Source organism: Klebsiella sp. TF21-TM (assembly GCF_019753495.1).
Taxonomy (GTDB): domain Bacteria; phylum Pseudomonadota; class Gammaproteobacteria; order Enterobacterales; family Enterobacteriaceae; genus Klebsiella; species Klebsiella quasipneumoniae.
Map to the genome: position 1 here is coordinate 187,377 of NZ_JAIJYL010000008.1, position 6,409 is coordinate 193,785.

Sequence of the window (6,409 nt, forward strand, 5' to 3'; positions counted from 1 at the left end):
CATTATCGAGCCACCTCTGGAAGTGGCTCTGTAATGCCCTACTGACGTTTTGTTTCCGCCTGCCTGATATCAGCCTTATCCCGGTTGCACTGCCCAAGCGCTGATAGCAGGCTGACGTTTAAATCGAGGCTCTGGCCCCACGTCAGATTGTCAGGGATTTCCGGTTGCGGGGTGTCAGCTGTCAGGCTGGCCGGTAACGGGACCACCGGCACTTTGACGTAGACCGTTCGCGAATTGTTGCATCCGCTTAACTGCGCCAGCAGGCACAGGGCGATTAGTGCAATCATCATTCGCAACAGCAACCCGGATATCAGCCGAGGCTCCCGATGCGTCCAGTGCGATCTGCTCTTTTGCATGCTGATTGGCCTCGGCGATGGTATTGAAGATGGTCATGGTGGTCAGAACATTGGAGGTGATGGCCTGAGTGGTATTTACCTGCTGCTCAGCGTTTTCTGCTCTGGCTTCCTGCTTACTGGCAGCGTTGTGGTAATGCATTGCCAGCCATCCAAGGCAAACAACCAGGCAGATCACAATGGCGCTGATAATGGCGGTTAACCGGCTCATTTCTGCCCCCAAAGACAAACTTCGCGCTCAATCTCGCGGCGAGCTACCAGACCCTTCCACTGTTTACCCTTGGCGTAGGTCCAGCGGCGCAGCTGATCACATGCACCTTTCTGGTCGCCTTGGTTGATTTTGCGCAGCAGTGTGGAGGTCTGGAAGTTGCCAGCGCCGACGTTATACGCGAATGAGTACAGAGCCCCGCGCATTGTTTCGGGGATCGGCTTCTGGATGTATGGGTTAATCTGGCGGGCGACCGCGTTCAGGTCTTTACTGAGCAGCGCGCGGCATTCAGCCTCGGTGTATTTCTTGCCGAGCATGATGTCTTTGCCAGTATGGCCATAACAGACAGTCCAGACGCCTACCACATCCTGATAGGGATCGTACCGCACACCTTCAAGACCATCGTTCCCGGTTGGGCCGGTGATGAGCGCAGAAGCAATGGCTATGGCGCCACCGCCGACGGCAGCGATAACGCTATTCCTCAGTTTTGGTGTCATAGCCATTGAGCCGATCCTCGCGTTCTTTCCGCCGGTAGTACCAGTTTACCCCACAGGTGGTAATGGTGCAGGCGATACCGACAATAATTGCCCAGTCACTCAGGGTCATCCCCGCTATTTTGTCGGCCAAAATCCATACCTCTGCCTTAACTGCCCCGGCATACGCCTTTGCTGAGACACCGCAGCCCGTCAGTGCGGTCCCGGTGCCGTATGAAAGTCTGCTGTAAATGGTGCTCATTTTTGTCATAACCTCACCTCCGTTGATGACGGATGGCGCTGTGCGTAAAGGGGAAAAGAGGCCCAGACCCTGCGGGCTGATTTATCAACAAAGCACATCGGGGATGATTCCCGAGGGCTGGGCATGCTCAATAAAAAACCCGCTCAGGGCGGGAAGAAATACCAAGGGTAAAAAGTGACGGCGCGTTAGCCGTAATGGTCCCAAGGTAGAGGGATTGGTTTGTGGTTGGCCGCTACGTGCTGCTTAGCTCAGCGCCCTACAGGAAGGTTCTTTTTGGCTGAGTACCCATTACAGATCCTGTTCTCACCACAACGGAAAGAGCACTGCGGCGGAATCGAACCGCATCTGCATAAGCCGCATTTCCCAGATATGCTACTTACAATGCCCTTACCTGTTGCGTGCTCCGTTTCGTGGAGCAACGACCAGGTGATCAGCCTGGTACCCGTAGAGACTTATTTTAGGCCTTTCCGCCTTTGCTCAGTTCTGGTGCTGATTGACGGAATCGAACCGCCGACATCCTGCTTACAAGGCAGGCGCTCTACCTGCTGAGCTAAACCAGCAATCTGTTCAGGGCTCTGCGCGTGTAGGGTTTCAACGTGTCGTGCAGCACGTCTCTACCCAAGAGCCCTGACCGGATTGCAGGCATAAAAAAGCCCAAGGGTTAACCTCGGGCTTGTATTTTTGCTCACTTTCGAGCTGTCACGTTGCTTTTAAAGACTGCCGCTGTCTAACTGCTTTTTACTGATGACTTGGCGACCAACTTTTTTCAAACATCATGCCGCCACTTAAAGTTAAGGCAGCATATCAAAGTAGACTCAAATATGACGCATTTAATTGACTTTTGCAAGACCTTGCTGCGAAAAAGTCGCTTTTTGTTGTGAACGTGATCGAGAAACAGAGAGCAACGCCTGACTATCAAGTTCCTGGTAGATGTCCATCATGACCTGCCAGTAATCTGAATAATTGTGGCACCAGTTATCTGGCTTTATCCCCACCATCGCGGCGGGAGAGTAATGATGCCCTTTACCGGTTATTTCCTGCTTTGTATTTTGAGCGGCCAGCCAAATGAGCTGACGCAGGCGATCGACTGTCTTTTTTGCAACGCGCACGCCGGCCAGCTTCTCGCTGAATTGCTCCCATGCCCACCGGGTGATCGTCTCCTGGTGCTCCCAGCGGATATTGTCGCTGTAGTTCCATAGCAGCCATGATTTCTGATGTTCTTCCAGCGACAGCAGTGCCCGGCGCCAGCTTGCCGTTGAATACTCAACGGGTAGAACTAGCGCGATTGAAGAACCCTTAGCGCGGGACTGCTGCCCGGGAATTGGCGGGCTGGACGGGTTTACCATGCGGCCGGTGACCGGATCGGCTACTTTCTTCCTTCCCCGGCTGCGCGCCGTAGCGGCGAATTGCGCGTTTTCTGCAAAGGCTACAAGTTGCCCTTTCGTCGCGCCGCTCAGATCGGCGGTGGCCACTATCAGCTGCTGGCGAACAAATTCCAAGTATTGAGCTGTCATGCTGTCTCTCCCAGGGTCTGATAGATGCGAACGAAATTTCTCAGTATGCGGTAGTCAACCAGTACGGTGCCGCGGTGCCGGCACAGGCGGAGCTTTTGCCAGCGGTCGCGGATGCGTTCGATAACGTCACGATTCATGCGGCCTCCTGATGGCGGGCGCGGCGCTTCTCCAGCGCGCGGGCTCTGCGGGTGAAGATGGATTTGATGCGCTGCAGGTAGGGAATGTCGAACCGGCGCGGCTCGTTATCAGCCTCAAGGCGCTCTACGCGATCCAGGCCAATGCGCTCAATCAGGTGAATGCGGTATTCAACGGCATTTCCGCTCAACTGCCTATTGCAGCGGGTGCAGGCGGAGTGGACGTTGAACACGTTGAATTTCAGGTGCGACGCCGCGCCACGGGAACGGTAATGACTGGCGTCAATAGCGCTGCCGGTCAGGTAGTTGCTCTTACCGATAAGCGGGCTTCCGCAGCTGACGCAGGGCTTACCTTCATCACGAATGCGAATGTACCGGTTAAAGGCTGACTGAGCCTCTTTATCCCATTGGGCCTTTGTCTTGAATGACTCACGCTTAGCGCAGCGACGCTGGCGCCCCTCCTTCTCGGATTCGCGCTGGCGCTTCACCGCCCTGGCCTTCGCCGCTTCCCGGGCTTTTGCTGTCTGTTTTTTGCCGATCGCGCTGGCGCATTCAAAACTGCATACAACCTGCCCTTCCCGGGCAGGATGGAACCATTCGCGGCAGTGGGCGCATTTACGACGAGCCGGTTTACGCATAACCATCACCCCGCAAAGCTCAGCAGCTGACTGGCGGCATTTTCAGCCTCAGCCGGCGAGTGGAATTTGCGACGCAGAATGTAGTTCCAGAGCACATTCAGCACTGATTTGTAGACGCCGTTAAACTGGCTGTCGTCCATGCTGGCGAAGGAGATCGACTTTGCGACACGACGACGGCTACCGTCAGGCATCTGGTATTCGTCGTAAAAGCCAGCCTGAATGGTTGCCCACGCGCGGAAGGATTCGAAGTGTTTAAGCAGCGCCATATCGCGGGAGCGAGAAATACCGACAGAGGAGAGATACATCTCCGCGGCGTTCTGGAGCGCAGCGCGCTGATCGAATTCGGGTGAGAGGAAGTCGATAAACCCGGATATGAGGGCACGCTCAGCGGGCTCAATGAGGCCACCGGAAGGCGTCCAGTAGTGATACCCGAGAGTCAGAAGCTTGAAGAACTTCTTGTGGAATGCGTAATTCCGGGGCTTGCGGAACTCACCGCAAAGCAGTTGCCCTACGGGGATAAGTTGCAGGTATTCGCTGGTTCCCGGCTCTGCGGGAATCAGTACGTTTTGATAACTCTTCTCAAATTGCAGTGTTTGCGCCATGTGTCCCCACTTGGCGCCGGGGTAAAGTTGTCAGTTGTCCAGACTGACCAAGTAATTATCGCCCTTCCCGGGGATAAAAGCAAAATGAGCATATACGAGAAAACCCCTCCGGAGAGGGGTTTGATTTCAGCTTAAGGCTTTTCGTTATGCGGGGGATTTAGGCGTGCTCCCGCGCCTTCTGGTGCTGGTCTTCATAGTTGAAATCGTCGCCGTCAATTGGCATGAGGTATTTTGCTGGCATCAGCGCGAAATCCATCCTTTTCGCCTCTCCAGTAGCGCCATCCCGCGCCACCAGGTCACCTGATACCAACCATGCATCTCCCATAGGCACCGGCTCGGCATACACCTCTCCATTCCAGGTAAACCGGGAACCATTCGGCACAAAGCCTGCAACCAGCACAGCCTTCCCGTCATTGGTACGGTAGAAGCCGCCAATAATCATCGCCTGACAACCTGCGCGTAACTCAGCCACGCTTCACCTCCTGCTCATCCCGCGATACTAACGGAATCAATGCGTTAATATCCTTCTGAGGGGCGACCGGCAGCGGCATCCAGTGAGTCGCCGGTAACTCTCTACCGGAAATAACTGACGTGAAGAAACGACAATTTGCAGCAGAGCACTCCGTTTCGCCAACGTTAACTACCCCTCCCATTGCGGTAAGCACGATGTCGCCAACTTCCGGCATCTGTTCGCTTACCGGAATCCATCCTTGGTTTTGCGCCGGAGTGACGCTGTTTTGCGCCGGAGTGATGCTGTTTTGCGCTGGGCAGCAATCGGATTGCGTCGGAGAGTTGCCTGGATGCACCGGACAAGGCCGGCGCAGCGATCCGTCACCGCTGGGGCAGGTGCAAACAGGGGAAGCTTGCAGCATGGCGGCGCGGCAGGCATTAAAACCGCGAGCCCATGCCTCATCAACTTCAGTAACGTCATACTTGACAAGTGCTGGGCAATATTCGGCGGTAACTTCATCCAGCACTACCGGCACCGGCTGCGCGTGGCGATAGAGAAGCACATCTCCCATCTCTTCGCGCTCAGGAGGCCACACATCGGCATCAGCACCACTTCGGAGATAGTCAAGGTTAGCCTGGTCAATTATCGCCACCGGCTCGCTGTCCGCTACCGGCTGCACTGGCGGCATATCTGGACCTTTGCGAATAGCTTTTGCCAGTTCGATAGGGTCATCGTAAAGCCAGTCTCCGGCTTCAGGGTGGTTGGCTTCCGCCAGTTGGGCGGCCCACTCCAGACCGTCTTTGTGTCCCTGTAGGTAGTCAAGCGGCAGACACTCAGGCTCTCCGTCCACCGCAAACCCTGTAACCACTGGCGGCGCAGCATAAAAATACTCGTCTTCTATGCATTCAACAGGCCGCGGATAGTCAACAAAAACCTCATAATGCCAGGGGTAAGGGCCGTATGGCTCAACGGCTTTTCTCCGGTAGCGGTGAAGTGCTGGCTTCTGGTCCATTGCGGCCAGCGCCATGCGGGCTAGCTCCTTAATTTCAAAATCGTTTGCTGGCGTTATTGCGCTGCTAAATCCGAATTGCGCTATCTCAGCAAGACGGTCTCTGGTTAATTTGCTGGTCATTGGTTGGCTCCCCGTGAAATTTTGTGGCCCGGCGCATAGCAGCGCTGGCGGTCTTTGCTGATACGCCAGCCAGCTTTGCGCGCCTGTTGAGAAATATCGGTCATATTCCGGCCAATAAAATCAGCCTGCCCCTGCGGATAGATTTTCCCTGACTGACAACCATCACAGTCGCAGTAGAGGTCAGCGCAGAATCCTTCAGTGATAGCCATCACTCAGCCTCCACCTTGATGCCAGCGGCGATAATCGCTGCGTCGACCTCGTCGGCGTAGTAGTACCTTAATCCGCTCGATGATATAGCCAGCTCGAACGGCTCTGGTAGCTTCACGGCGCGGGACTCCAGCTCGGCGATGCGCTGCTCTGCCGCCTCCGCCCTTGCCTCCTGCTCATGCGCCTCGATCCATCCACGATTGCAGTGAGCTTCAGTGGCCTGCGCCTTCTCCAGCGCCTCTTCAGCCGCGTTTGCCCTGTCACGCTCACGAACAAACATGTTGTGCGCTCTGTCTATGGCTTCCCGACGCGCTTCGGATGTCTTCTCTGACTTCTCCAGCTTTTCACCGGTCGACTTAGCTGTTTTTCTCCACGTTGCGCAAATACGTTTCTCTGATTCCAGTGCCTCTACCAGCTCCATGGTCTCCGCCGGGG

The 6,409-nt window shown here is 55.4% G+C and carries 11 protein-coding genes, 1 tRNA gene and 2 pseudogenes; all 14 read right to left on the bottom strand.

Translation table 11 applies throughout. The features are described 5' to 3' along the window. Positions 1-38: 38 nt before the first annotated feature. Positions 39-290, bottom strand: coding sequence for an Rz1 lytic protein (locus tag K5R89_RS27405; RefSeq protein ID WP_142297815.1), 252 nt, complete (start codon positions 288-290; stop codon positions 39-41). Further along, entirely contained in the window at positions 175-564 is a 390-nt protein-coding gene (locus tag K5R89_RS10400; protein WP_217259365.1) for a DUF2570 domain-containing protein, read from the bottom strand. Before K5R89_RS10400 ends, K5R89_RS27405 begins: the two co-directional genes overlap by 116 nt. Further along, on the bottom strand, positions 561-1,058 hold the full coding sequence (locus K5R89_RS10405; protein WP_217259370.1) for a lysozyme: 498 nt from the start codon (positions 1,056-1,058) through the stop codon (positions 561-563). Before K5R89_RS10405 ends, K5R89_RS10400 begins: the two co-directional genes overlap by 4 nt. Continuing rightward, positions 1,036-1,305: an HP1 family phage holin gene (locus K5R89_RS10410; RefSeq protein ID WP_012542609.1), complete on the bottom strand. Its 270-nt coding sequence runs from the start codon at positions 1,303-1,305 to the stop codon at positions 1,036-1,038. The genes K5R89_RS10405 and K5R89_RS10410 overlap by 23 nt, the downstream gene beginning before the upstream one ends. Before the next feature lie 475 nt (positions 1,306-1,780). Then, positions 1,781-1,856 (bottom strand) — tRNA-Thr (locus tag K5R89_RS10415). Positions 1,857-2,126: 270 nt separating this feature from the next. Then, positions 2,127-2,810, bottom strand: coding sequence for a bacteriophage antitermination protein Q (locus K5R89_RS10420; protein ID WP_217259366.1), 684 nt, complete (start codon positions 2,808-2,810; stop codon positions 2,127-2,129). Continuing rightward, on the bottom strand, positions 2,807-2,947 hold the full coding sequence (locus K5R89_RS10425; protein ID WP_032427735.1) for a YlcG family protein: 141 nt from the start codon (positions 2,945-2,947) through the stop codon (positions 2,807-2,809). Before K5R89_RS10425 ends, K5R89_RS10420 begins: the two co-directional genes overlap by 4 nt. Next, entirely contained in the window at positions 2,944-3,582 is a 639-nt protein-coding gene (locus K5R89_RS10430) for a recombination protein NinG (protein ID WP_217259367.1), read from the bottom strand. The genes K5R89_RS10425 and K5R89_RS10430 overlap by 4 nt, the downstream gene beginning before the upstream one ends. A gap of 5 nt (positions 3,583-3,587) precedes the next feature. Continuing rightward, positions 3,588-4,184 carry a DUF1367 family protein gene (locus K5R89_RS10435; protein WP_217259368.1) on the bottom strand — a complete coding sequence of 199 codons (597 nt, stop codon included), beginning with the start codon at positions 4,182-4,184 and terminating at the stop codon, positions 3,588-3,590. Positions 4,185-4,341: 157 nt separating this feature from the next. After that, positions 4,342-4,656, bottom strand: a complete 315-nt coding sequence (locus tag K5R89_RS10440; protein WP_217259369.1) for a hypothetical protein — start codon at positions 4,654-4,656, stop codon at positions 4,342-4,344. After that, a complete protein-coding gene (locus K5R89_RS27780) occupies positions 4,649-5,323 on the bottom strand; it encodes a DUF551 domain-containing protein (protein ID WP_309248067.1) in 675 nt (224 codons plus the stop codon). Before K5R89_RS27780 ends, K5R89_RS10440 begins: the two co-directional genes overlap by 8 nt. Further along, a pseudogene (locus tag K5R89_RS10450) lies at positions 5,309-5,464 on the bottom strand (DUF551 domain-containing protein); the annotation flags it as partial. The gene K5R89_RS27780 and the pseudogene K5R89_RS10450, both read right to left, overlap by 15 nt. A 299-nt stretch (positions 5,465-5,763) precedes the next feature. Next, on the bottom strand, positions 5,764-5,976 hold the full coding sequence (locus K5R89_RS10455; protein WP_004141386.1) for a hypothetical protein: 213 nt from the start codon (positions 5,974-5,976) through the stop codon (positions 5,764-5,766). 122 nt (positions 5,977-6,098) lie between these two features. Beyond that, positions 6,099-6,377 (bottom strand): annotated as a pseudogene (locus K5R89_RS27415) (hypothetical protein); the annotation flags it as partial. Positions 6,378-6,409: the final 32 nt, after the last annotated feature.

Excerpts from the sequence above, each read along its gene's own strand:
- K5R89_RS27405 (WP_142297815.1), bottom strand. The coding sequence starts at position 290 with ATGATGATTGCACTAATCGCCCTGTGCCTGCTGGCGCAGTTAAGCGGA.
- K5R89_RS10400 (WP_217259365.1), bottom strand. The coding sequence starts at position 564 with ATGAGCCGGTTAACCGCCATTATCAGCGCCATTGTGATCTGCCTGGTT.
- K5R89_RS10405 (WP_217259370.1), bottom strand. The coding sequence starts at position 1,058 with ATGACACCAAAACTGAGGAATAGCGTTATCGCTGCCGTCGGCGGTGGC.
- K5R89_RS10410 (WP_012542609.1), bottom strand. The coding sequence starts at position 1,305 with ATGACAAAAATGAGCACCATTTACAGCAGACTTTCATACGGCACCGGG.
- K5R89_RS10420 (WP_217259366.1), bottom strand. The coding sequence starts at position 2,810 with ATGACAGCTCAATACTTGGAATTTGTTCGCCAGCAGCTGATAGTGGCC.
- K5R89_RS10425 (WP_032427735.1), bottom strand. The coding sequence starts at position 2,947 with ATGAATCGTGACGTTATCGAACGCATCCGCGACCGCTGGCAAAAGCTC.
- K5R89_RS10430 (WP_217259367.1), bottom strand. The coding sequence starts at position 3,582 with ATGCGTAAACCGGCTCGTCGTAAATGCGCCCACTGCCGCGAATGGTTC.
- K5R89_RS10435 (WP_217259368.1), bottom strand. The coding sequence starts at position 4,184 with ATGGCGCAAACACTGCAATTTGAGAAGAGTTATCAAAACGTACTGATT.
- K5R89_RS27780 (WP_309248067.1), bottom strand. The coding sequence starts at position 5,323 with ATGCCGCCAGTGCAGCCGGTAGCGGACAGCGAGCCGGTGGCGATAATT.
- K5R89_RS10455 (WP_004141386.1), bottom strand. The coding sequence starts at position 5,976 with ATGGCTATCACTGAAGGATTCTGCGCTGACCTCTACTGCGACTGTGAT.